The sequence below is a fragment of the Nocardiopsis sp. EMB25 genome (assembly GCF_026797795.1).
In the GTDB taxonomy this organism is placed as follows: Bacteria; Actinomycetota; Actinomycetes; order Streptosporangiales; family Streptosporangiaceae; genus Nocardiopsis; species Nocardiopsis lucentensis.
The window spans coordinates 4,069,879-4,091,887 of sequence record NZ_JAMTDN010000001.1; the positions used below are offsets into that span (position 1 = coordinate 4,069,879).

General features: G+C 70.3%; 25 protein-coding genes. 13 read left to right on the top strand and 12 right to left on the bottom strand.

From position 1 onward, the window contains the following. Positions 1-120: 120 nt before the first annotated feature. From KIK06_RS17590 to KIK06_RS17600, 3 genes are all read right to left on the bottom strand, one after another. Complete coding sequence (locus KIK06_RS17590) at positions 121-1,377, bottom strand: zeta toxin family protein (protein ID WP_268644165.1); 1,257 nt, start codon at positions 1,375-1,377, stop codon at positions 121-123. Positions 1,378-1,380: 3 nt separating this feature from the next. Further along, a complete protein-coding gene (locus tag KIK06_RS17595; RefSeq protein ID WP_268644167.1) occupies positions 1,381-2,106 on the bottom strand; it encodes a hypothetical protein in 726 nt (241 codons plus the stop codon). 388 nt (positions 2,107-2,494) lie between these two features. Next, the gene (locus KIK06_RS17600; RefSeq protein ID WP_268644173.1) at positions 2,495-3,265 is read right to left on the bottom strand and encodes a transposase; all 771 of its coding nucleotides are present in this window, start codon (positions 3,263-3,265) and stop codon (positions 2,495-2,497) included. A gap of 117 nt (positions 3,266-3,382) precedes the next feature. Between KIK06_RS17600 and KIK06_RS17605 the strand changes: the two genes are divergently transcribed. The 8 genes from KIK06_RS17605 (at position 3,383) to KIK06_RS17635 (ending at position 8,317) form a co-directional block, all read left to right on the top strand. Next, positions 3,383-3,901: a winged helix-turn-helix domain-containing protein gene (locus tag KIK06_RS17605; RefSeq protein ID WP_268644175.1), complete on the top strand. Its 519-nt coding sequence runs from the start codon at positions 3,383-3,385 to the stop codon at positions 3,899-3,901. Then, positions 3,874-4,473 carry an IS630 family transposase gene (locus KIK06_RS17610; protein WP_268643002.1) on the top strand — a complete coding sequence of 200 codons (600 nt, stop codon included), beginning with the start codon at positions 3,874-3,876 and terminating at the stop codon, positions 4,471-4,473. The genes KIK06_RS17605 and KIK06_RS17610 overlap by 28 nt, the downstream gene beginning before the upstream one ends. Positions 4,474-4,498: 25 nt before the next feature. After that, positions 4,499-4,903 (top strand): hypothetical protein, encoded by a 405-nt coding sequence (locus KIK06_RS17615; protein WP_268644177.1) that lies wholly within the window; start codon positions 4,499-4,501, stop codon positions 4,901-4,903. A 124-nt stretch (positions 4,904-5,027) separates the two neighbouring features. Continuing rightward, on the top strand, positions 5,028-5,804 hold the full coding sequence (locus KIK06_RS17620) for an AAA family ATPase (RefSeq protein WP_268644179.1): 777 nt from the start codon (positions 5,028-5,030) through the stop codon (positions 5,802-5,804). A gap of 363 nt (positions 5,805-6,167) precedes the next feature. After that, positions 6,168-6,659, top strand: coding sequence for a hypothetical protein (locus KIK06_RS17625; RefSeq protein WP_268644181.1), 492 nt, complete (start codon positions 6,168-6,170; stop codon positions 6,657-6,659). Between the two features lie 196 nt (positions 6,660-6,855). Next, positions 6,856-7,377: a hypothetical protein gene (locus KIK06_RS17630; protein ID WP_268644182.1), complete on the top strand. Its 522-nt coding sequence runs from the start codon at positions 6,856-6,858 to the stop codon at positions 7,375-7,377. A gap of 324 nt (positions 7,378-7,701) precedes the next feature. Then, the gene (locus KIK06_RS29405) at positions 7,702-7,956 is read left to right on the top strand and encodes a DUF4158 domain-containing protein (RefSeq protein ID WP_442789779.1); all 255 of its coding nucleotides are present in this window, start codon (positions 7,702-7,704) and stop codon (positions 7,954-7,956) included. After that, a complete protein-coding gene (locus KIK06_RS17635; RefSeq protein WP_268644184.1) occupies positions 7,886-8,317 on the top strand; it encodes a TetR family transcriptional regulator C-terminal domain-containing protein in 432 nt (143 codons plus the stop codon). Before KIK06_RS29405 ends, KIK06_RS17635 begins: the two co-directional genes overlap by 71 nt. A gap of 127 nt (positions 8,318-8,444) precedes the next feature. Here the strand turns inward: KIK06_RS17635 and KIK06_RS17640 are convergent, their stop codons facing one another. The 4 genes from KIK06_RS17640 to KIK06_RS17655 all read right to left on the bottom strand — a co-directional run bounded on the left by KIK06_RS17640 (position 8,445) and on the right by KIK06_RS17655 (position 11,164). Next, a complete protein-coding gene (locus KIK06_RS17640) occupies positions 8,445-8,855 on the bottom strand; it encodes a VOC family protein (RefSeq protein ID WP_268644185.1) in 411 nt (136 codons plus the stop codon). Positions 8,856-8,903: 48 nt separating this feature from the next. Then, on the bottom strand, positions 8,904-9,320 hold the full coding sequence (locus KIK06_RS17645) for a helix-turn-helix domain-containing protein (RefSeq protein WP_026127302.1): 417 nt from the start codon (positions 9,318-9,320) through the stop codon (positions 8,904-8,906). 138 nt (positions 9,321-9,458) lie between these two features. Next, entirely contained in the window at positions 9,459-10,010 is a 552-nt protein-coding gene (gene purE, locus KIK06_RS17650; RefSeq protein WP_268644189.1) for a 5-(carboxyamino)imidazole ribonucleotide mutase, read from the bottom strand. Next, on the bottom strand, positions 10,007-11,164 hold the full coding sequence (locus tag KIK06_RS17655; RefSeq protein WP_040687818.1) for a 5-(carboxyamino)imidazole ribonucleotide synthase: 1,158 nt from the start codon (positions 11,162-11,164) through the stop codon (positions 10,007-10,009). Before KIK06_RS17655 ends, purE begins: the two co-directional genes overlap by 4 nt. Before the next feature lie 228 nt (positions 11,165-11,392). On the opposite strand from KIK06_RS17655, the gene KIK06_RS17660 reads away from it, so the two are divergent. Next, on the top strand, positions 11,393-11,914 hold the full coding sequence (locus KIK06_RS17660) for a GtrA family protein (protein ID WP_017596966.1): 522 nt from the start codon (positions 11,393-11,395) through the stop codon (positions 11,912-11,914). A gap of 101 nt (positions 11,915-12,015) precedes the next feature. Then, on the top strand, positions 12,016-12,618 hold the full coding sequence (locus KIK06_RS17665) for a TIGR03086 family metal-binding protein (RefSeq protein ID WP_268644193.1): 603 nt from the start codon (positions 12,016-12,018) through the stop codon (positions 12,616-12,618). Positions 12,619-12,654: 36 nt separating this feature from the next. Here the strand turns inward: KIK06_RS17665 and KIK06_RS17670 are convergent, their stop codons facing one another. Next, a complete protein-coding gene (locus tag KIK06_RS17670; RefSeq protein ID WP_268646050.1) occupies positions 12,655-13,671 on the bottom strand; it encodes a CPBP family intramembrane glutamic endopeptidase in 1,017 nt (338 codons plus the stop codon). A gap of 440 nt (positions 13,672-14,111) precedes the next feature. Between KIK06_RS17670 and KIK06_RS17675 the strand changes: the two genes are divergently transcribed. Next, positions 14,112-15,251, top strand: coding sequence for an Mrp/NBP35 family ATP-binding protein (locus tag KIK06_RS17675; protein WP_017596969.1), 1,140 nt, complete (start codon positions 14,112-14,114; stop codon positions 15,249-15,251). Positions 15,252-15,448: 197 nt separating this feature from the next. Here KIK06_RS17675 and KIK06_RS17680 read toward each other — a convergent pair whose 3' ends face one another. The 4 genes from KIK06_RS17680 to sigE all read right to left on the bottom strand — a co-directional run bounded on the left by KIK06_RS17680 (position 15,449) and on the right by sigE (position 19,814). Beyond that, positions 15,449-16,516: a S1C family serine protease gene (locus tag KIK06_RS17680; protein WP_268646051.1), complete on the bottom strand. Its 1,068-nt coding sequence runs from the start codon at positions 16,514-16,516 to the stop codon at positions 15,449-15,451. Between the two features lie 807 nt (positions 16,517-17,323). Next, positions 17,324-18,415 (bottom strand): transcriptional regulator, encoded by a 1,092-nt coding sequence (locus KIK06_RS17685; RefSeq protein ID WP_268644196.1) that lies wholly within the window; start codon positions 18,413-18,415, stop codon positions 17,324-17,326. Then, positions 18,412-19,200: a zf-HC2 domain-containing protein gene (locus KIK06_RS17690; protein ID WP_083924009.1), complete on the bottom strand. Its 789-nt coding sequence runs from the start codon at positions 19,198-19,200 to the stop codon at positions 18,412-18,414. The genes KIK06_RS17685 and KIK06_RS17690 overlap by 4 nt, the downstream gene beginning before the upstream one ends. 2 nt (positions 19,201-19,202) lie before the next feature. Then, positions 19,203-19,814 carry an RNA polymerase sigma factor SigE gene (gene sigE / locus KIK06_RS17695; protein WP_268644199.1) on the bottom strand — a complete coding sequence of 204 codons (612 nt, stop codon included), beginning with the start codon at positions 19,812-19,814 and terminating at the stop codon, positions 19,203-19,205. Between the two features lie 320 nt (positions 19,815-20,134). Between sigE and KIK06_RS17700 the strand changes: the two genes are divergently transcribed. After that, complete coding sequence (locus tag KIK06_RS17700; protein ID WP_268644201.1) at positions 20,135-20,725, top strand: O-methyltransferase; 591 nt, start codon at positions 20,135-20,137, stop codon at positions 20,723-20,725. A gap of 204 nt (positions 20,726-20,929) precedes the next feature. Continuing rightward, positions 20,930-21,988 carry an ABC transporter substrate-binding protein gene (locus KIK06_RS17705; protein WP_268644203.1) on the top strand — a complete coding sequence of 353 codons (1,059 nt, stop codon included), beginning with the start codon at positions 20,930-20,932 and terminating at the stop codon, positions 21,986-21,988. Positions 21,989-22,009: the final 21 nt, after the last annotated feature.

Here is a 22,009-nt window from a genome sequence, read left to right on the forward strand (position 1 = left end):
ACCGGCCAATACCCCGATTGCCTGCTGACCCTCGTCTGCCATGGGACAGAGTCAAACAAAACCCCCTAAACGGTGTTCGGATCATGGAGGCTTGGGCTGGCCGGAACCGACCATAGGTGTCTAACGTTCGATGTCAGGACCCTTTTCTCTGCCCTGGCGGTGCTCAGAAGAAGCTGTAGGAAGTGCGGAGGGCGACGTGCGGATCGTGGGAGGTGCCGCCCCCTGCTGTGCTCGTCTCACCGCTTCCACGGCGTCCTCTGGCAAGCTGGGACTGCTTTTCCCTGCGTCCCGCAGCGCTGTGAAGAACTGCGTTTTCTCCGCAGCATCGGCATGGAGAAACTCTTCGGGGTGATGTGGCAGATCTGCGTTGGGGGCACCTCGCTCCCCGGCCATGAACACCACCTTCTGCACTTTCTGCCACTGCTCATGCTCGGCGAGCCTGTCCGCGTCGCCCGCGTAGGCGACCTGGGCCACCCGGTCGGCCCGTTCGTGCAGGGCCAGCATCGTGGGGGCGGTGACCGCGTTCAATTCGTCGCGATTGAGGAGATGTTTAGAGTATTGCCAATACTGCGACAGCCACATCCGCGCATCATCGTGACTGAAGGGCACGCGGCCGTCACCACGGATCTCCTGTAAGACCTGGCTTGCCTGTGGTTTCTGCTCCCATCGGCCATCAGAGGCTCGCTCGTTATTGTAGTGAATGACACCGTCCCGATCGGTGACGATGATCCGATCTACATCAGCGCAGGTCTCCAATACCTCTACCGAACGTGGCAATTGATCGAATGAGAAATCGTGGAACTCAGCATCGGACCACCGGGCCTTCTCGGGCGGCTGGCTCAGATATCGACCGACCAGGTCTAAGCAACTGCGATCGGAGGGGGTAGCCACGACTACGGACTCGACCTCAAACCCACGATGAACCTGGACCGTGGCACCATCTTCTCTAGTGGTGTCAACCGGTTTGGACAACTCCTCTGCGTATTTGAGTAGGTACTCGGGCCGACTGTAGGTGTTCTCGATGATCAGCCCATAGCCTTTGGCGTGAGCGTAGTTGCGGGTCATGTCGGACCATGCATACATCGCCTGTGCGGTATGTTCCAGCATCGCATGCGGATCATTCCGCATAATCTCGTCTAGATCTGGATGGAAAAGTCGGAATTCATCCGGCTTGATTTCAGCGATATTCCCACCATGGCGGTCCATGATTCCGTGAAAGGCGCTCGACTTACCCGCTCCGGTCTGTCCTCCTAGGAGCACCACGACTGGCTTGTCTCCGGGGGGCACCGGATCGACGTCCCCGAACACCAGGTCCTTGATGTACTCGTCGAAGATCTCCTGGAGCCGCTCCGGGCGCACCTCGTAAGGGGGCGGCATCGCTCAGGCCTCCCGCAGCTGGTCGATCTCTCCCTGGAGTTGCTGAATCAAGGCGATTATTTCGCCGCGACTCAGGTCGTGATTGCTCTTGATCCTCCAGGCTCGCTTCATCTGCTGCTTCGCCTCCTCCTTGACTTCGGGGGTGGTGGCGGCTTCAGCCACCCGCATGTATGCGGCTGCGGCGCGGGTGGCGGTCTCTCGGAGGGCCTCGAAGATCACTGCCTCGGGGGTTTCCGGGTCGTTCAGGGTGATGTTGTCCACGGTCGTCTCCTCTTGTTGGGGGGCGCGGATGCGCAGTGTCTTTCCGTCATGTGCCGCGTACTCTCCGGGCGCGATGAGTTCGCCGTCGGCCAGGGCGATGCCGGTCAGGTCGAGTTCGGTGAACGCCAGCACAGGCAGGCGGCGGATGAGCGCAGCGGCTGTGGTCTGATCCACCAACACTGCCAACAGGTTCTTGTGGTGGGTCAGCCCTTGGGGGCCCTCGGCGGCAGCCCGGATGCGGGTTGCTCCCCAGTGAGCACGGGCTTCACGTACTCCCTGCTCGCTCACGGATGCCAGTCCGGCCTCGACCAGCAGGCCGGGTGAGACCAGGGCCCCGTCGGGGGTCCCACTGTCGGTGATGACGAGGATGCCCCCGGTCTCGCTCACCCATGCCATGCGGCTGCCCAAGGTGTCGCGAACCTGGTCCGACGGCAAGTACTGCACAGGTTTCTCGGTTCGGCTGTCCATTTCACCCCCCTTATTGCGTTCCTTAGCCTACACAAAAAAGTGTAGGTTAAGGTATACATTTTGTCGAGGGGCAACCTAGGTTGAAGAACAACCGCCTACGAGCCACGTAGTCGCAGCAAGTGGAGGAGCCGCCCATGACGACGTCCAACAGTGCACGCATCACTCTTTTGGTGTGCGGGTTGGCCACGTTCGTTGGGCACCCCTTCCGATTCAGGGACCGTCGACGAAGAGCGGTTCTTCCACGGCTGCTGGACTGAAACTTCGGGGCTGGCGGCTCGGCAACGGCAGCCCTCTCCAGGCCGCAACCTGGGTCTGGCACACTCGCCCGGGTCCCCGCCCCACCTGCGTCCGCTCATCTGGTGGAGGTCGGCAATCGATTGGTTGGTATTCATCCTTGTTTAACGGCTGATCTCACTCTGCGTGGTTGTCGAGGGCGTAGTGAGACCACGGGCTTCCCGTCTCGGCCGCCAGGGCGGTGATGTGAACGTGGTGGTAACCGAGCATCCGGGCAACGACCGGTACCGGGGCCTGGGGGGGCGAGCTGGCGGATGGCCGCGGTGCGCCTGGTGAAGGTCGGGAGCCCCTTCTTGCGCATCCGGTGAGCGAACGTGCTGGTGTCCATGGGCTGTCCGGCTCGGCGCCCGGGGAAGAGCCAGCGCGCCCCGGGCTTGGTCGCGGTGGTCAGGTTCGGCCTCCGGGCGGCGAAGTCGCGCAGCAGGTCGGCGAACGGCTCGGGGACCGGGGCTGGCGGGTCGCCGAACCGGATGCTGAGACGTTTGTCCTCTTCGACCAAGTCGTCGAGGGTGAGCCGACAGATCCGGCTGAGTGGTTGGGCGAAGAGCAGCGCCAGCACCACGACCACCCGGTCCATCAGATCCAGCTCCTCGTCCTCGACCGCCCGGCGCAGCAACTGCATCCGCTTGTCGTGGCCGATGGGGGCTGGGTTCGCCGTGTTGCGGTGCGGGATGAGCAGCCGCGGCATCAGGCGTGAGGTCATGGTCCAGCGCAGGAATTTCTGGGCGGGGCGGCGGGTGCGGAACAGGATCGCGTTGATGACCTTGCGGTGGTCGGCCCACTTCTTGCCTTTGGGGGCATCGTCGGGCATGAGCGGGGCGAGCAGGGCCCACTCGGCATCGGTGAGTTCATGACGTCCGGGCACGTTCACCAAGCCTGCCAGGGCAGACCCTGCTCCACTCCCACTTCCAAAAAACAGGGCCTACTGAGTTTTTCGTTAGTTCTTCGGGTATGAGGGGATTGGTCGTGCGAGCATCACGGCATGCCCCTCACAACCGAGCCCCCTGCTTCTGAGGAAGCCGTCCCGCCGCTGACCCGCCCGCAGCTGGCCGAGGCCCGGCGTATGCGCGCAGCCGAACTCTTTGACCAAGGCGACCATTCCCAGGCCGAGATCGCCCGGATGCTCGGCGTCTGCGCGGACAGTGTCCGGCGCGGGAAACGCCTGTGGGAACAGGGCGGGGTGGCGGCGCTGCGTCGTCGCCCGCCTACGGGGCGGCCTCCCAAGTTGGCCGAGGAGCAGGTGAAGCAGGTCCGTGCCGCCTTGGAGCAGGGCGCCCAGGCCCACGGGTTCGCCTCCGAGTTGTGGACCTTGGAGCGGGTGGGGCTGGTGGTCGAGCGCGTGACGGGGGTGGAGTTGGCCCCTGCGTCGGTATGGCGGCTACTGACCGTGCGGTTGGACTGGAGCCTGCAACGACCCCAGCGCACGGCCGCCGAGCGCGACGAGTCTGAGATCGCCCGGTGGGTGGCGCACGAGTGGCCACGCATCAAAAGGGGGCACTGAAGAATCGGGCATGGATCGTGTTCTTCGACGAATCGGGCATCTCGCTGCTGCCCCAGGTGCGCCGCGCCTACGCACCCCGCGGCCGCACCCCCACCCTGACCCACCGGTTGAACTGGAAACGCGCCTCGATGGCCGCCGCGTTGGGATACCACGCCGCCGAGGCCGGACGCGGGGCCCGGTTGTGCTTCGACCTGCGTCCGGGCAGCTATGACGCCGACGCGCTGATCGCGGTACTCGAACAGCTCAAACGCTTCTACGAGGGCGAGCGGGTGGTGCTGGTCTGGGACGGGTTGAGCGCGCACTGGAGCCGGGCCATGCGCGCCTGGGTGGCAGACCAGGACTGGCTCACCCTGGAGCGTCTGCCCGCCTACGCCCCCGAACTCAACCCCGTGGAGATGCTGTGGTCGGCCATCAAGGCGCGGGAGTTGGCCAACGTGGCCGGTGACCACCTGGCCGACGTCGCCGACGCAGCAGAACAAGGCATCAACCGCATCTGCGCGGACGAGCGGCTCGCGTGGTCCTTCCTGACCCACACCGGCCTGGAGATCCACCCCTCATACCCGAAGAACTAACGAAAAACTCAGTAACTACCCGGCCTTGGGGAAACTCCCAACGTTCGTACTCAGGGCGGCCTGGGACCTGCCCCACCTGTTTCCCGATCTGAACCTGGGGTTGGGCGAGGTCAACCAGCTGGCCGGGATCGCCTCCCTGGCGGTGGCGGTGGCCACCGGGGCCGTGACGGTGTGGGCGGTGCTCCACCCACCCAACCCCCACACCCCGAAGGCCCCAGCGGGTGGGGGCGCGGGCAACACGATCACCGGTGCCCCCTCCGGGACCACCGTGCAGGCCCACACCGTCGAGGGCGGGGTCGGCAACACCACCCACCACAGTGGGGGCGGGGACCATATCGACTTCTCCGACGGCACCTTCCACGACAAGGTCGTCGGAAAGCACGAGGAACACCACCACCGTCCCGACACCCCGGATGACACGGGCCGCTGATGACCGACCCCACCCCCCGCGACCACGTCGACTTCTCCGGCGGCACGTTCCACGGCCCCGTTACCGGCAAGCACCAGGAGCACCGTTACCACGGGCCTCGTCGCCCTGGTGACACGGACCACCGATGACCGAACCCACTCCCCGACCAGATGCCAGTGTGCCTGGTGCGCGTAACACCATCGAGGGTGACCCGTCGGGCACTACAGCCCAGGCCGGGGTCATCCACGGCGGGGTGGGCAACCACACGACCACGATCGTCAACCAGGGTCCCGCCGCGGTGAGGGCGTTGTTCGCGGTGCCGGCCCCACCGGATGGGTTCACCGGACGGGCCGAGCAGCTCCAGGAGGTGCTGGACCGTCTCACCCCCACGGGTACGGGCGCGGTCGGGGATCGACCACCGCGGGGGTCGGGTGCGGTGGTGGTGTCGGCTCTGGCGGGGATGGGCGGGGTGGGTAAGACCGCTCTGGCGTTGCAGGCCGCCGCGGTGGCGGCGGGGCGGGGGTGGTTCTGCGCCCAGTTGTTCGTGGACCTGCACGGCTACACCCCCCACACCCCACCCGTCGAAGCCTCCGCTGCCCTGGACGCCTTGTTGCGGCAGGTGGGGGTGGATCCCGACGACATCCCCACGCACCTGGAGGAGCGGGCGGCGTTCTACCGGGCGGCGCTCCACGCCCTGGCCCAGGCCGACGAACGGCGTCGTCCGGTGTTGGTGGTGGCCGACAACGCCCACAGCCTGGACCAGATCGAACCCCTCCTGCCCGGGCCCGGTGGGCACCGGTTGGTGGTGACCTCCTGCGAACGGTTGACCGTCAACGGCCACCAATCCCTGACCCTGGACACCCTGGACGAGAACGAGGCCGTCGAACCTGCCGGTCCACCCGCAGGGGGTTGGGCACCGTGATGTGCCACGACACCCTGACCTGACCGGGTTCACCCTCCTGAGGATACTGTGACTTTGGTCATATTTCAGGGGAGTTCGAGCGGATGCGGACACTGACACGCTGGCGTCTGGGCTTCCTAGAATGGGATTCGTTTTTTGCAGAATAAAACAACTTGGGCCACAAAAAGCGACAGAAGGCCCTGAAGTCGCAAAATAGACAAGGCTCCACTTGCCCACGCGTGGAATAAATCGATTGAAAATTAACGCTGTTCGGTTTTTGTGTGCTTGTGAAGCGATGCATATCGACTGTTCTCCCTGCGCATGCGGTGGTATTCCTTGAAACGTCATGCCCTTGCCATAAAAAGGAAACGGAGGTTCAACGGGATGGCGAAGAAACAAAGGAGTGTCCGTATCCGCCGAATGCTGGCCGCGGGGGCGGCTTCCGTCCTGGGGGCGGCGCTCCTGACGGCGGCACCGGCTCCGGCCGCAGCGGCCGGATGCTACGACCAGGGCTGCAACGGTGAAGACCCTTACGCCATGGGGTGCGTGAACGACGCGGTCATGGTGAGCCTGGACTACGTCCAGACCAGCACCGGCACCGGGCGAGCCGAGCACTGGCACTCGCCGGCATGCATGGCCGACTGGGCCACGACCCGGATCTACTCCGGGCCGACCGACAACGCCTGGGCGGGTATCCAGCAGGCCCCCTGGGGCGTGGGTGCCCTGTATGGCCAGTACTCCGACACCACTCGCTACGACCTGTACACCTACCCCTGGGTAGTTACGCCCCTCCTGCCCGGTTCGCAGGTTAACTGCGCGGCCGGGACCGTGACCAACAACGGGTCCGAGCCCTACGCCTACCCGGCCTGCGCCTGAGGCCGATCACCACCGGGCCCGGCGCGCACCGCGTGCCGGGCCCGCCCCCTACCCGAAGGAGGGACACATGGAGCCCGGAGCGGAAGGCCAGGGTGAAAAGCAGAGCCAGAAAGGACAGGACCAAGGCGGGGGCGCTGCGTCTGCACACAGCAGCGGCGTAGTAGCGGCTGCCAAATGGGGTGCGATCGCGGCTATCGTGGCGGCGCTCCTGGGGGCGGTGGGTGTTCTGGGACCGCCGGTGGTCGAGGCCCTGGTGACGAAGTGGGAGGAGACCCCGAACCCCGCACCGAGCGGCACGCCGACCCCTTCGCCGGAGGTCTCCTCCCCCGTCCCCGTCACGGACACCCCCGATGATCCACCACCTGCGCCGGAGCCGGTTGGCTATGACTGTTCACCGGTCCCGGGCCGGGAGACGGTGCTGGCCACCGTGGTCTACACCGAGGGCTTGGGGCTCAACGCGTTCTGCGGGCCGGCGAACTCCTACCCGCGCGCGCAGCCGAGCAACTACCCCGAGTCGGAGACCCTCACCATCGTCTGCCAGGTCCGCGATGGCCAGTCCGTGGACGACACCGACGACGTCCCGGGCCGGTACACCGGCGCATGGGCGGTGTGGAACAAGCTCTCCAACGGGGCGTGGGTGTCGGACCTGTACGTGGACACCCCCAAGGTCGAGGGCGACACCCCACCCGAGGGCATCCCCCTGTGCGAGGACGTATAGAACTCTGAGCCGACGCGCGGGTCCGTCCCCGGCAGGCCGGGGACGGACCCGCGCGTCGGCCGGGGTCGAGGAGGATTACTACAGGATTTAGCGGTAGAGCCGTGACCTGAGTGACGGTTCGGTGACGGGGCCGATTTGCCCAGTTCGCGGCCCCTACGTTCGTGGCCATGCCGCATGAGTACCTCTCCGACGACCAGATCACCCGCTACGGCCGCTTCCCAACGAGCTGTCGGTGGCTGACCTGGAACAGTGCTTCCGCTTGACCCCTGACGCCCTCATCTGGCCCGCAGCAAACGCACCCCCGCCACCCAGCTCGGTTGGGCGGTGCAGTGGGGCACCGCGCGCATGCTCGGCGTCTTCCAGGCCGACCACCCCACTCGGGTGCCCGGACGAGCGGTGGCCTTCGTCGCAGACCAGCTCGACGTCGACCCCGGGGTCCTTCCCGACTACCGCGTCAGGGGCCCATCTGGCCTCCATCGGCTACCACTTCGGCTCCAAGGACAACCTCATGAACACCGCCGTGCTGGAGGCGGCCAGCGAGTGGGGCGACACCTTCGAGGCCGCCGTGCGCACGGCTGAGGCGAGGAATCCGCACGACCGGGCGCGGGCACTCTTCGAGGCGCTGTTCGGCACCATCCCCGACCGCAGGCCGATGCTGCTGGCGAGCGTGCAGGCGGTCGCCCAGGCCCAGTTCGACCCCGACATCCGCGAGCGGCTCGACGCGGGGTACGCCCAGGCGCGCCTGTCCATGGCGGCCATCGTCCTCGGGGTCCCGGAGGAGGAGGTGAACGAGCACACCGCCGCCTCCCTCGGCTCGGTCGTGTACAGCCTGGTCAGCGGGTACGTGCTCCAGGCCGTGATCGACCCCGGCTCCCTGCCCACCGTCGACCAGGCCCTGGCCGGTCTGCGGACCCTCGCACCGGAACCCGGTGGGAACTGACCTTCGCACCGGCCTCGCGGACGGGGAGCGAACCACGCCCGCGAGGAGGACACGGGGATCCGCCCCGCCCGCGGCTCCGGCGAAGCGGGTGCCCGGCATCCGGAGAACCCGCCTCGCCGGACCGGGCTCAGGCGGTCACCTGGGTGATGCGGATACGGTTGCCGAACGGGTCGCGAAGGCCGCAGTCGATGCCGTACGGGCGCTCGGTGGGCTCCTCGGTGAACTCGACGCCGCGCTCCAGCAGCGTCTCGTGGGTCTTGCGGCAGTCATCCGTCGTCAGGATGAACCAGCCGCCGATCGCGCCCTTGGTCACCAGGTCGCGGACCTGCTCCGCCGTCTCCTCGGACATCCCCGGGCCGCCCGGCCTCTCCAGCAGGATCTCCCGCTCGGGCTGGCCGGGGACACGGACGGTCAGCCACCGCATGGCCCCGAAGTCGATATCGGCGCCGACCTCCAGGCCGAGCTTGCCCACGTAGAAGTCGAGGGCCTCGTCCTGGTCGAGGACGAACATCTGTGAGTGCGTGATCGCGTTGAACATGTGTACGACTGTAGTGAGCAGGCCTGGAGAAGACTTATCCGAAACCGCTCAGTCGTCGGCCGGCGCTGAGGGCGCCCGACTCGGTCGCGCCCACGCCATCGTGAAGCACGTCGGCACGACCGGGGCCGCCGCCTCCCGCCGGAACTCCCTCGGTGACGTCCCGACGATGGCGCTGAACGTGCGGCTGAACGTCCCCAGGCTCCCGAAGCCGACCTCGAAGCAGATGTCGGTCACGCTGCGGTCGGTCGCGCGCAGCAGGAACATCGCGCGCTCGACGCGGCGGCGCTGGAGGTAGCGGTGCGGGCTCTCCCCGAAGGTGGCCCGGAAGGTGCGTGAGAAGTGCGCCTCGGACACGTGGGCGATCCGCGCCAGGGCCGGAACGTCCAGGGGCTGCGCGTAGGCGCGGTCCATCGCGTCCCGTGCCCGGAGCATGCGGCGGTTGCTGTCCTCCACTGCGCGGTTCATGCGACCATCATGCCCCCGCGCCCGCTGTGCCCACGCCGCCCCGTTCCCCGCACTCGACGCGGACGACGAGACGGCCGCCCGGGGCAGGACCCGAACGGCCGTCATCACGTGGTCGGTCCGCCGATCGGCACCGGCCGGTCAGCGCCCGAGGCCGAACCCGGCGGGCTTGCCGTCCTCGGCGACCTCCCGGCGCAGCCGCTCGCCCTTGGCGTAGGCCTGGGACCTGAGCCCCTCCTGGAACCGGGCCATCCGCTCGGACAGCTCCGGGTCACCGGCGGCCAGCATGCGCACGGCCAGCAGGCCGGCGTTGCGGGCGGCGCCCACCGCCACGGTCGCCACCGGCACTCCCGCGGGCATCTGCACGATCGACAGCAGCGAGTCCATGCCGTCCAGGTACTTGAGCGGTACCGGGACGCCCACCACCGGGAGGGTCGTCACCGACGCGAGCATGCCCGGCAGGTGGGCCGCGCCGCCCGCTCCGGCGATGATCACCTTCAGGCCGCGGTCGGCCGCCTCCGTCCCGTACTGGATCATCTCGTGCGGCATCCGGTGCGCGGAGACGACGTCGGCCTCGAAGGGGACGTCGAACTCCCGCAGAGCGTCCGCGGCCTCACGCATCACCGGCCAGTCGGAGTCCGATCCCATCACGATCCCCACGGCGGGGCCCCGCCCGTTGGCGCTGTCGGTCACTGGTCGTCTCCTCGAAGGTAGTCGGCGGCGTCGCGGGCGCGCTCCAGGAGGTCCCGGTAGTCGTCGCCCGTGACGGTGACGTGCCCGATCTTGCGGCCCGGACGCACGTCCTTGCCGTAGAAGTGCACCTTCACCTCGGGGTCCTTGGCCATGACGTGCAGATAGCGGCGGTAGACCTCGGGGTCCCCACCGCCCAGCAGGTTGGCCATGACGGTGTAGGGGGCCGTGGTGCGCGGGGCGCCCAGCGGCAGGTTCAGCACCGCGCGCAGGTGCTGCTCGAACTGGGACGTACGGGCGCCCTCGATGGTCCAGTGGCCGGAGTTGTGCGGGCGCATCGCCAGCTCGTTGACGACCACGCCGTCCGCGGTCTCGAACAGCTCCACGGCCAGGACGCCCGTGACGTCCAGGGCGTGCGCGATCTCGATCGCCAACTCCTGGGCCCGGGTGGCCTTCTCCTCGTCGAGGCCGGGAGCGGGGGCGATCACCTCGTGGCAGATGCCGCCGCGCTGCACGGTCTCCACGACCGGGTACACCGCGACCTGCCCGTGCGGGGAGCGGGCCACCTGGACGGCCAGCTCCCGGGAGAAGGCCACCTTCTCCTCCACCAGCAACGGGACCTCCTCCTGGACAGCGCGGTCGACGACCTTCGCGGCCTCCGCGGGGCCGTCGACGATCCACACGCCCTTGCCGTCGTAGCCGCCGCGCGCCGCCTTGAGCACGACCGGCCAGCCCGTGTCCTCGGCGAAGGCGCTCACGTGGTCGGCGGTGGTGACCGGACGCCAGCGCGGGGAGGGCGCGCCGAGTTCGGCCATCCGGGTGCGCATGCGCAGCTTGTCCTGCGCGAAGCGGAGGGCGTCGCGGCCCGGGCGCAGCAGGCCGCCCGCCTCCTCCACGGCGCGCAGGACGGGTTCGGGTACGTGTTCGTGGTCGAAGGTCACCACGTCGCAGGCCTTGGCGAAGGCCAGGACGTCGTCCAGCCCCCGGTCGTCCCCCAGGGTGACGTCACCGCAGACCAGGGCGGCGCTGTCGGTCGGGCTGGCGGCCAGGACCGAGAAGTCCACTCCCAGTCCGATGCCCGCTTGGTGAGTCATCCGGGAAAGTTGTCCGCCTCCCACCATTCCGACACGGGGGACAGTGCGGTTACGCTCGCTCACAGTTCCTCAACTCATGCTCGTCCACCGCGGTGACGGGACGGCTCCGCGCGATGCGGAACCTGGCCGTTTCGGCTCGGAACCCGCGGCCGGGGTCCTGCTCCAGTCCCCGGCTAGAGTCTAGGGCGTGCCCGCTCCGTGCCCCGAGGGCCCACCCCCGCCCCAGGTGAGCGGCCCGCCGGGCCGGGACACGAGACGAGCAGACCCCCAGACCGACGGGAGATCCAGTCCGTGCGTGAGTTCCTCCAGCGGCGCCCCCGGGTCGCCAGGCTCACCGCCGAGGTGGGCCGGTTCGGCTCCGTGGGGGCCATCGCCTACGTGGTCCAACTCGGTGTGACCAACCTCCTGTGGGGGGTCGGCACGGACCCCCTCGCCGGCCAGGTGGTCGGCACCGCGTGCGCGATCGCGATCGCGTTCGTCGGCAACCGGTTCTGGACCTACCGGGACCGGGCGCGCACGGGGTACGCGCGCGAGACGGTGCTGTTCCTGGTGATGAACGGGGTGGGGATGCTCCTCCAGCTCGGCTGCCAGGGTTTCGCGGTGTACGTGCTGGCGTTGGAGGGCCAACTGGCGCACAACGTCGCGGGGAACGTCGTCGGTGTCGGGCTGGGCACGCTGTTCCGGTTCTGGTCCTACCGGACGTGGGTGTTCCCGCCTCAGGAGCCGATCGTGTGGGAGGGCTCCGACGAGGCGGTGCGGAGCCGGGCCTCGAGCCCGTCGGGTGCGGATCCGGCACGGAACCCGAACCTCTGACGGTTCCCCTCCTCGGCGACGCGCGCCGTGGTGAGGAACCGGATCGTCGGTCCCGGGTGCGACACTGACCGCGTACCCGACGACCCCACAGCGGAGAACCGATGACGACGGACCCACGCCCCGCGACCACCGCGACCGCCGGCATCGTGCGGGGGGTGCGCGACGACCAGCTCACGTACCCCACCCCGTGTACCGGTATGACCGTCGGCGCGCTCCTGGACCACCTCGACGGCCTGTGCGCGGCCTTCACCGCGGCGGCGGTCAAGGAGTTCGGCGCGGCCGACGACGCTCCCCCGGTCCCGGACGCGTCACGGCTGGCCCCGGGCTGGCGCACGCGGATCCCCGCCCGGCTCGACGGACTGGCGCACGCGTGGCTCCGGGAGGCGGCCTGGACCGGCATGACGCGGGCGGGCGGTCTCGACTTCCCGGCCGCGGACGCCGGAGCCGTCGCGGTCGACGAGGTCCTCATCCACGGCTGGGACCTGGCCGTCGCGACCGGTCAGGCCTTTCCCGGTGACGATCCCGCGCTGGCGGAGGCGGTGCGGACGGCCCACGGCTGGGCGCGGTCGGTCGTGGCCGACAACCCCGAGGGCACTCCCGGCCTGTTCGGGCCGCCGGTGGTCGTGGCGGACGACGCGTCCCTGTTCGAACGGTTGCTCGGGTTGACCGGCCGGGACCCCTCCTGGCGCCCGGACGGCGGCTGAGCCCCGGCACCGGCGCCGCCCGCTGAGCGGGTGCCCTCAGGCCCGCGCGACCGCGCTCGTCCGGCGCAGACCGGCGCGCCGGGCGAACCACGTCACCGTCAGGGCGTAGCTGACCATCACCCCCACCGCGAGGGCCAGCCCGAACGGTCCGCCCATCCCCGGCGGTCCGGCACCGATCACGACCCCCGTGCCGATCGCCGCCGTCCGTCCCTCCAGCACGCACAGGACGAGCTGGACGAGGCCGTTGACCAGGTGCAGCCCGATCGCCGCCTCCAGGCCTCCGGTGCGCCAGGTCAGCCACGCCGTGCTGGTTCCCATGACGGTGAGCGTCGCCGTGGTCCACACGTCGCCGGGGTAGGCGGAGGCGTACAGGGCGGCGAACAGGGTCCCGCTCGCGAGGATCGCCGGGGCGGGCGAGCGCAGCACCCGGGCCACGGCCCGGTCTCCGCCGGGGCCGTGGGCGGGCGCGCCCAGTGAACCGACCCACTGCATGACCAGGCCCCGCAGGGTGACCTCCTCGGCCACCGACTGGAAGGGCACCAGCAGCAGGATGACGAGGATCGACACCGACACCGCCGCCACCTCGGCCCCGCTGGACGCGCCGCCGGACATCGTCCCCGTCCGGAAGTCGTCCGACAGCGACAGGTAGAGCAGCACGCTCACGGCGACGGGGGCCACGGCCAGGGCCACGCAGCGCCCCAGCCACGGCCACCTCATCCGCCCCTCGACCGACATCAGCGTGCCCACGCGGCGCCACTGCACCACCCGTACGACGAGCAGCACGATCGGGATGAGCAGCGCGGCCGAGACCAGGCCGATCGCCAGGCTCGCGATCTCCCCCACCCGGACCGAACCCGTACCGAGTCCGCCGCCCTCGGCGAGGGCGACGATCGTCAACGCCAGGGCGACGGCGACCCAGAGGAAGAACAACAGGAACGCCAGGACCAGGAGCGACAGGGGCGGCACCCACCAGCGGTATCGCGAACCGCGCGCGAGTCTGTGATAGGGCTCACCCTCCGGCGCCTCGGCGGGGGCGAACCCGCTGGTCCGCACCGGTCGGGGCGGCGGCCAGGCCCAGACCGCGGGATCCGGGTTGACCGCCGGGTGCCCTCCCGGGGGCGTCAACCGCCCTCCCCCAGGCGGTCCCGCCCAGGTCTGCTCATGGGTCCACGCACCATCAGCCCGCCCCTCCGGCCCCTCAGGGGCGGCGGGCCAGGACGAACCAGGCGGTGGTGGCGCATTTCCCATGGTGCGCAGAGACTACTATCCGGGCTTGTATTGCCAGCGTTAAGGGCACGCCGTTAACGCCTGGTCACGGTATGGACCGACCCTTCCGGACCCCTGTTCGACACCCCTCGGGCCGGCCCCGCCCGAACCCGCGCGCCCCGCCGTCGCCCCGGAATAGGTCCGTGGCCGCCCCCCGTTGCAACGGATGGCAGGTGGGAGAGACGCCACAGGCCAAGATCCCGTTCCGCTGACCTACGATTGGGTACATGTCCTCCACACCATCCACCGAGCAGGTGCACAAGGCCCTGGCCACGGTGCAAGACCCGGAGATCCGCCGCCCCATCACCGACCTCGGCATGGTCAAGAGCGTCGACATCGCCGACGACGGTGCCGTGCGCGTCGGCATCTATCTCACGGTGGCCGGTTGCCCCATGAAGGGCCGTATCGAGAAGGACGTGACCGAAGCGGTGACCAAGGTCGCCGGGGTCACCTCCGTCGCGGTCGAACTCGACGTGATGAGCGACGAGCAGCGCAAGGAACTCCAGACCAAGCTCCGCGGCGGCCAGGCGGAGAAGGAGATCCCCTTCGCCAAGCCGAACTCCCTGACCAGGGTCTTCGCCGTCGCCTCGGGCAAGGGCGGGGTCGGCAAGTCGTCCGTGACCGTCAACCTCGCCGCCGCCATGGCCGCCCAGGGCCACAAGGTCGGCGTGGTCGACGCCGACATCTACGGCCACTCGGTGCCGCGCATGCTCGGCGCGTCGGACTTCCCGACCAAGGTCGAGGACATGATCCTCCCGCCGACCGCGCACGACATCAAGGTCATCTCGGTCGGCATGTTCACCCAGGGGAACCAGCCGGTCGTGTGGCGCGGCCCCATGCTGCACCGCGCGCTCCAGCAGTTCCTCTCCGACGTCTTCTGGGGCGACCTCGACGTCCTGCTGATGGACCTGCCCCCGGGCACCGGTGACATCGCCATCTCCGTCGCGCAGCTCCTGCCGTCGGCCGAGCTCCTCGTGGTGACCACTCCGCAGCAGGCCGCCGCCGAGGTCGCCGAGCGCGCGGGCGCCATCACCGCCCAGACGCACCAGCGCATCGCCGGTGTCATCGAGAACATGTCGTACTTCGTCCCGCCGGAGGGCGGCGAACCGCTGCACCTGTTCGGCGAGGGCGGCGGTCGAACCGTGTCCGAGGCGCTGACCAAGACACTCGGCACCGACATCCCGTTGCTGGGCCAGGTTCCTCTGGACACCCGCCTGCGTGAGGGCGGCGACGAGGGCAAGCCCCTCGTCCTGACCGACCCCGACGCCGAGGCCAGCACGGTGATCTCGTCGATCGCCGAGAACCTGGTCGGCAAGCCGCGCGGGCTGGCCGGTATGCAGCTGGGCATCTCTCCCGCCGGTCGCTGATCCGTGCTCGTTCTGGGCCCGCCGCTTCGCTTCGGCCCGTGTTCGGGCGACCGTTCCCGGAGGCCGGACCGCTCCGGCTGGTGAACGGCCGGGCCGCGGGCACGACGGCGGCGCTCCGTGGAAGTGGGCGACGTGGAAGGAGGCCCCGGAACCGCGTTCCGGGGCCTCCCGTCGTCTCCGTGTTCCTCGGCCGGGCGTCAGTCGTTGGAGGAGCCGAGCACGATCGTGGCCGTCTCCTGGCCGCCGTCGCGCTCGTAGACGACGTCGATCTCGTCTCCTGGGGAGCGGTCGCGCAGCATGGCGAGCAGCTCCTGCCCGGAGTTCACCCGGCGCCCGTCGAAGGACGTGATCACGTCGCCCGGTTCCAGACCCGCCTCGTCGGCCGGGCCGCCGTCCTCCACCGCGCCGGAGCCGTCCGCGATGACCGCGCCCGCCGTGGGGCTCTGGAGGTCGAGTTCCACACCGATGTCGGCGTAGGCGGTCGACTCGTTGCCGATGAGCCGCTCGACCACGCTCTGCGCCTCGGAGGACGGGATCGCGAAGCCCAGGCCGATGTTGCCGGACCCCTCGCCCATGGAGCCGCCCATGGTGACGATCATCGAGTTGACCCCGATCACCCGCCCCTCGAGGTCGACCAGCGGTCCCCCGGAGTTGCCCGGGTTGATCGCGGCGTCGGTCTGGAGCGCGTAGAACCGGCTGGCGTTCTCCCCCTCGGGGCTGACCGGCCGGTCGGTGGCGCTGATGATGCCCTGGGTGACCGTGCCCGCCAAGCCCAGGGGCGCCCCGATCGCGATGACCTCGTCGCCCACGATGACCTCCTCCGAGTCACCGAACTCCAGCGGCTCGACGTCGATCGGGTCCGCCAGGGACAGCACCGCGAGGTCGGAGCTGGGGTCGGCGCCGACGATGGTCGCGTCGGACAGGCTTCCGTCGCTGTACTCGATCTGGATGCCGTCCTCCTCCAGCACCGAGGACACGTGGTCGTTGGTGACCACGTAGTCTCCCTCGATGACGAAACCCGAGCCGCCTCCGGGCACGCTGGGGTTGGCGCTGCCGATGTACACGACGCTGGGGCTCACACGTTGGGCGACGCCCGCGATGGTGTCGGGGTCGCGCTGGGGTGCCTCGGGCGGCGGCTCGTTCATGACGGGCCCCTCGTCCTCGGGCGCGGCCTCCTGACCGGACGCCGGACTGAACAGTGAGCCCGCGACCCCGCCCGCGCCACCGGCGATGAGGGCCACGACGAGCATGCCGGACAGCGCCATCCACACGGGCACGCCGCGCCTGCGCCTCTCGGTCCCGAACTGCCGCGGAACCTGGCCACCCGTCGGGCCCGGTTGGGCCAGGACCTGCTGGGTGTGGAACTGCTGTCCCTGGGGCTGCTGAGCCGTGGTGGCGAACTGCGGGGGCTGGTTCGGCTGCGCCTGTCCTGCCTGTTGACCGTGTGCCCCCTGTGATCCCTGTGCCACCTGCTGCTGAACCTGGGGCGTCTGCTGGTGGGTCATCCGCGTCGCCTGGACGGGCTGGGGCTCGATCTGGCCGGTGCCGCCCGGTGAGGGCCGGCCGTACGGATGCGCGGCGGCCGGGTCTTGCTGGATCCGTCGCGGTGCCGGGTTCGGCGGGGTTGCGGATGGGTCTCCCGGGCCTGGGGACGGGGTGGGGTTCATGGGATCTCCGCTGCCGGGGGGCGAGGGCTGGGGGGAGGCGTTGCCGTGGCCGGGGGGACCGGCCGTCTGTCGGGGGGCCGCGGTCGCGGTGGGAGCGCGCGCGGGCGGGCAGGCACCGGCGAGAGCGCCCTCCTCCCGGTTCGCGTGCTCGGGGTGGGTGGGGGACCGGTGGTCCCCGGGGACCGGGGGCGGAGTGGCCGGAACCGGCCACTGGGGGAGCTCCGCAGGTTCCTGGCCCGAGGCGGACACCACGCTGTGCCCGCCCGGATCGGGGGGTGTGCCGCCGCTCGGCGGGGTGGCCGCGTCCGGCCCTGCCCCCCGCGCCGAACGGCCATAGTCCTCGCTCAAGACCTGCTCCGTACGTCTGTGTGGTCGGGGTCGGCGCACGGCGCGTCCGGGTGGGCGTCAGGGGAGCCCCCACCTGGACAGACCGCGCTGCACTCTGGCCCAGAACCCGGAGCCCTCGGGCTCCGGCAGCGCGGTCACCGCGGAGGAGGCCAGACCTGCGGGTGCGTCCGCGAGAACCGTGAAGACGAACCCGTCGGACTGCCACACGCTCTGGTACTGACCGACGTCACCGCCGAAGATCGTGTCATGTTGTGTTGTGACGTCACTTCCCCCCGTTCCGGTTCCGGCGTATCCGTCACGAAGTGTGGAGGGATGTTCCGTTCCCAGCTTCCCACGCTGAGTGAAGACGGACACCTGGGACAGACCATCCGAATAGATGGCGTGCACGACACGTTGCTCTCCCAGGTACGTCGACCTGGCGTCCACCAGCCGCAGGTTCCACGTGAGGTGTTCGGGGAGGCACCAGCCGCGTTCGCGCAGCCCGTCCCGTTCGGGGACGGTCAGGGCGTCGCCCCAGGGCTCACCGCCGACGGCCTCCTCCGGCCAGTCGCCCTCGCCGAGGCGCACGTCGGTCAGCCGCGAACCGAGCGCGACCGCGCCGGACTCCGTGTGGACGGTGCGTCCGACGAGGACGCCGGTCTCGTCGTCCACCCAGAACCGACCCGCGACGGAGCCGTCCGAGCGGCCGGCCTCGACCAGTCTGACCGGGCGGCCGCCCAGCTCGGCCGGACCCTCGTCGGTGACACGGTAGGTGTCCTCCAGCATGCGCAGCAGTCGGTCGTCGAGTGACTGCAGAGCCGAGGAGTCGCGCACGACGAAGGCGTCCTCGTGGTCGTCGAGGGGCGCGAGCGCGATCCCCTCCCCCGGACGGTTCACCAGGCGCAGACGGACCTCCCGACCGGTGTCACCGCCGTCCGCGCGGTTCCCGGCGGCGGCCCCCGAGACCGTGCGCACCGCCGTGTAGGCGAGTTCGTCGTCGGCCTCCGCGGCGCGCCGCAGCACCGGCATCCCGTCGTCGACGCCCTCGGCGGGCACCCCGGAGGAGTCGGGGTGCGTCGCGGCGGTCAGGCACAGGACACACAGAGCCACCAGGACCACCAGGGTCACCGGTACGGAGAACGGACGGGAGGAGGGCTCCTCCGCGCTCACCGGGTGGTGTGGGTCCGGCCGGTCGGGTTCGGCTCCCCGATGGTCTGGGACTGGCCGTCCAGGGTCGCGAGGGCCTCGGCCCCCTCCGGCTGCGGCTCCGTGGTCGAGGGCCCGACCACGGGCATGTTCCGGCTGGTCACCGCGTGTTCGACCGCGTAGTCGGCGAGCCGGGGTTCGACGACCGGGGTCTGGTCGTCATCCCCTCCGGCGACGAAGGCCGAGCCGAGCAGGGCCGTCACCACCGCTACCCCGGCGAAGGCGTAGCGGCCGCCCGGGATGGGCGGGAACAGGTGGGCGAGACGCTCGGCACCGCGACGGCGCGCGGGCCTGGCCTCGGCCCCGGTCTCCGGGGCGGCGGTCGTCCGTGCGCCGGAGGGACGCGTCGCCACCGCGCCGGGATCGGCCGCCACGGGACCGGAATCACCCGCCTCCGCGGCGAACGGACCGCCGAGGGGATGGCCGCCCAGGGGGTGGCCGCCGAGCGGCCGGGAGGATCCGAGGGGCGGACGCTGACCGAACCCGGCTCCACCGGGCGGCGGCCCCGGACGGCCCCGGTCGTCCGTGGAACCCCCGGTGTCCCGGGACAGGCTGGTCAGGCGGCCCAGGAAGTCGTGGTCCGGCTCGGGCTCACCGAGGCCGGTCAGGCGCCTTTTGAGTCTGCGCATCATGTCGGCCTCGAACCGGCACGACTCGCACTTGGCGAGGTGGATCAGGGCGCGCTCGTGCTCAGCCTGGCCGAGTTCGCCGTCGACGAGCGCGGAGAGCCGCTCTCCGAGATGGTCCATGCTCACTCCGCCTCCCCGTTGGTCGCGTGTGCGCCGCGTGCCTCCGTCTCGGCGGCCAGCGCCCGCCGGTGTTCCAGGGCACGGCGCAGCTGGGCTCGGCCCCGGTGGATGCGGCTGCGGACGGTGCCGAGCTTGACGTCGAGCGTCGCGGCGATCTCCTCGTAGGAGAGGCCCTCGATGTCGCACAGGACCACGGGAGCGCGGAACTCGGCGGGCAGGGCGTCCAGGGCGCTCTGGACGTCGGCGTCGAAGTGCCGGTCCTCGTAGCGCTGGGCGGGGGAGGGCTCCCGGCCCTCCAGGCGCTCGTCGGCGTTGTCGGCCAACCCCTCGAAGCGGATGCGCGCCTTGCGGCGCGCCGTGTCGAGGAAGAGGTTCGTGGTGATGCGGTGGAGCCAACCCTCGAAGGTTCCGGGGGTGTAGTTGGCCAGGGAGCGGAACACCCGGATGAAGACCTCCTGGGTGAGGTCCTCGGCGTCGTGCTTGTTACCGGTGAGCCGGTAGGCGAGCCGATACACCCGGGGCGAGTGGACCCGGACGACCTCTTCCCAGCTCGGGGGTTCCCATGCCTCGAATTCCACGGCTGGGCCGGTCTCTGGCACCGCTGCTCCCTTCATCCCTTCGAAGCGACGCACGAGGCCTGGTCGGGGGAAGGTGGTTCGTGGCGGTCAACGTGCGTTCCTCCCGATTCAACGCCGGGAGACGCCTGTTAAGTTCCCGCGGCCACGCTCGGAGTTCGCGCCGGATCAGGCTAATCTTGCGCCAGGGACGTGATCCGATCGCGAAGAACACACCACGGTGTGTGACATATCGCTGGTCAGGGAGTCCGACCACAACGTGACCACCGCAGCGGGAGGCCGTCATCACGAGCACGGATCAGAGCGCGGCCCGGATCACCTGGGTCCGCACCGAGCAGAACCGGTTCGCCCAGGACGCCGTGGGGGACGGTCCCCTGGCTGACGCCTACGCGGTGGCGAGCCGGTCGTCGGCCCCGCCGGTGGATCCGATCACGGGGGCGGCGCTGCGCTTCCTGGCCGCCGCCATCGGGGCGCGGTCGGCCGTCGAGGTCGGCACCGGGTGCGGTGTGTCCGGGGTGTGGCTCCTGCGGGGCATGGCCCCGGACTCGATCCTGACGACCGTGGACACCGACGCCGAGTACCAGAACCACGCCCGCGCGGTGTTCGGCGGGGAGGGGTTCGGCACCGGCCGGGCACGGCTCATCCGCGGGCGGGCGCTGGAGGTGTTGCCACGGCTCACCGACGGCGGGTACGACCTCGTCTTCGTGGACGCCGACCGAGAGGCCTACCTCCACTACCTGGACGAGGCCCGGCGCCTGCTGCGCCCGGGCGGTGTGATGGTGTTCCACGGATCCCTGACCGCCTCCGCCGAGCCGGACGGACCGCTGCGCGTGCCCGACCCCGCCGAGACCGTCGCCCGCGAGCTGGTCCAGCGGGTACGGGAGGACGGGGCGCTGGTGCCGCTGCTGATGCCCGTGGGTGAGGGGCTGCTGGCCGCCATCCGCCCCTGAGGCCGACCCGCGGCCGCGTCCGTCCGCGTCGTCGGGAGGGCGCGTTCGGGGCTCCCCGAGCCGTGGCCGCCCCGACCGATCCGTCGTCCGCCCCACTCTTTCCGCCGTCCGGGAACCCGGGAGCCGTCGGAGTCGACCGTCGTGCCGAGGTTCCAGCGGACCCCGGGGACGCGAGGCCCCCGGGCACGACGGAAGGCGGACACGATGCGAGCACGAACCCGGCTGCGGCGGACCCGGTGTGTGGGCCGGACGGGGACCGGCGGACCTGCGGACCGGATCCGGTTCGCGGCGCTGTTGGCGGCCGGAGCCCTGACGCTCTCGGCCTGCTCGACAGGCTCGGTCGGCGGCGTCCCCGATCCGGCGAGCGGGTCCGGGGAGAACGGGTGCCCCCGGCTGCCCGAACCGACCGGGCCGCCGGAGCGCGTGGTCACCATGGACGGCGGGTCCGCCGCGATCCTGCGTGAACTGGGCGTGGCCGACTCGGTCGTCGGTACCGCCGCCCCGGACTTCTTCACCGCCTTCCCCGAGGAGGACCGCGCCGAGTTGGAGCGCGTCCCCGTCATCGACGAGGGCGTCGGCAACCGCGAGGCGGTCATCGCCGCCGAGCCCGACCTGGTCATGGGCGTCTCCCCGTACCAGTTCGGGGCCTTCGACGGCACGCCCACCCCCCAAGAACTGACCGAGGCGGGCATCGCGGGCCTCACCGCCTGCGACACCCCCGGCGCCACCACCGACCTGGCGGACACCTTCGCGTTCGTCGAGCGCGCCGCCGAGGTCTTCGGTGTGCCGGAGCGCGGCGCGGAGCTGGTGGATCGGATGCGCGAGGACGTGGACGCCGCCGCCGCGCTGGCCGCCGACGCCGACCGCCCCGTCCGCGTACTGGCCGTGTCCGTCGTCCCCGGCGCGGGGCAGGGTGTGTCCACGCTCGGCGCGACCGGCACCGCCAACGGGGTGATCACGCTCGCCGGGGGCGAGAACGTCGCGGGTGACGTGGAGCAGGTGGTCACGGACCTCTCGGAGGAACAGGTGGTCAGCCGTGACCCGGAGGCCGTCCTCGTCCTGACCGGTTTCTCCGACCTGCCCGAGGAGGAGCTGGTCGAGGCCCTGCTCGGCTCCCCCGCCGTCGCGGGGTCGACGGCGGTGCGTGAGGAGCGGTTCGTGGTCATGCCGCAGTCGGTGGTGACCTCGCCCAGCGTGCTCAACGCCGAGGCGGTACGGACCCTGGCCGAGACCCTGCACGGTGAGGGGGACGCCCGGTGGTGACGTCCCGTGCTCGGGGGCGGG

Bases quoted from the DNA above. Each gene is read 5' to 3' on its own strand.
- KIK06_RS17625 (WP_268644181.1), top strand. From the start codon at position 6,168: ATGGCGAAGAAACAAAGGAGTGTCCGTATCCGCCGAATGCTGGCCGCG.
- KIK06_RS17680 (WP_268646051.1), bottom strand. From the start codon at position 16,516: ATGGCGCTGTCCGGCATGCTCGTCGTGGCCCTCATCGCCGGTGGCGCG.
- sigE (WP_268644199.1), bottom strand. From the start codon at position 19,814: ATGAAGGGAGCAGCGGTGCCAGAGACCGGCCCAGCCGTGGAATTCGAG.
- KIK06_RS17590 (WP_268644165.1), bottom strand. From the start codon at position 1,377: ATGCCGCCCCCTTACGAGGTGCGCCCGGAGCGGCTCCAGGAGATCTTC.
- KIK06_RS17705 (WP_268644203.1), top strand. From the start codon at position 20,930: ATGCGAGCACGAACCCGGCTGCGGCGGACCCGGTGTGTGGGCCGGACG.
- KIK06_RS17640 (WP_268644185.1), bottom strand. From the start codon at position 8,855: ATGTTCAACGCGATCACGCACTCACAGATGTTCGTCCTCGACCAGGAC.
- KIK06_RS17675 (WP_017596969.1), top strand. From the start codon at position 14,112: ATGTCCTCCACACCATCCACCGAGCAGGTGCACAAGGCCCTGGCCACG.
- KIK06_RS17595 (WP_268644167.1), bottom strand. From the start codon at position 2,106: ATGGACAGCCGAACCGAGAAACCTGTGCAGTACTTGCCGTCGGACCAG.
- KIK06_RS17605 (WP_268644175.1), top strand. From the start codon at position 3,383: ATGCCCCTCACAACCGAGCCCCCTGCTTCTGAGGAAGCCGTCCCGCCG.
- KIK06_RS17665 (WP_268644193.1), top strand. From the start codon at position 12,016: ATGACGACGGACCCACGCCCCGCGACCACCGCGACCGCCGGCATCGTG.
- KIK06_RS17620 (WP_268644179.1), top strand. From the start codon at position 5,028: ATGACCGAACCCACTCCCCGACCAGATGCCAGTGTGCCTGGTGCGCGT.
- KIK06_RS17635 (WP_268644184.1), top strand. From the start codon at position 7,886: ATGAACACCGCCGTGCTGGAGGCGGCCAGCGAGTGGGGCGACACCTTC.
- KIK06_RS17690 (WP_083924009.1), bottom strand. From the start codon at position 19,200: ATGGACCATCTCGGAGAGCGGCTCTCCGCGCTCGTCGACGGCGAACTC.
- KIK06_RS17645 (WP_026127302.1), bottom strand. From the start codon at position 9,320: ATGAACCGCGCAGTGGAGGACAGCAACCGCCGCATGCTCCGGGCACGG.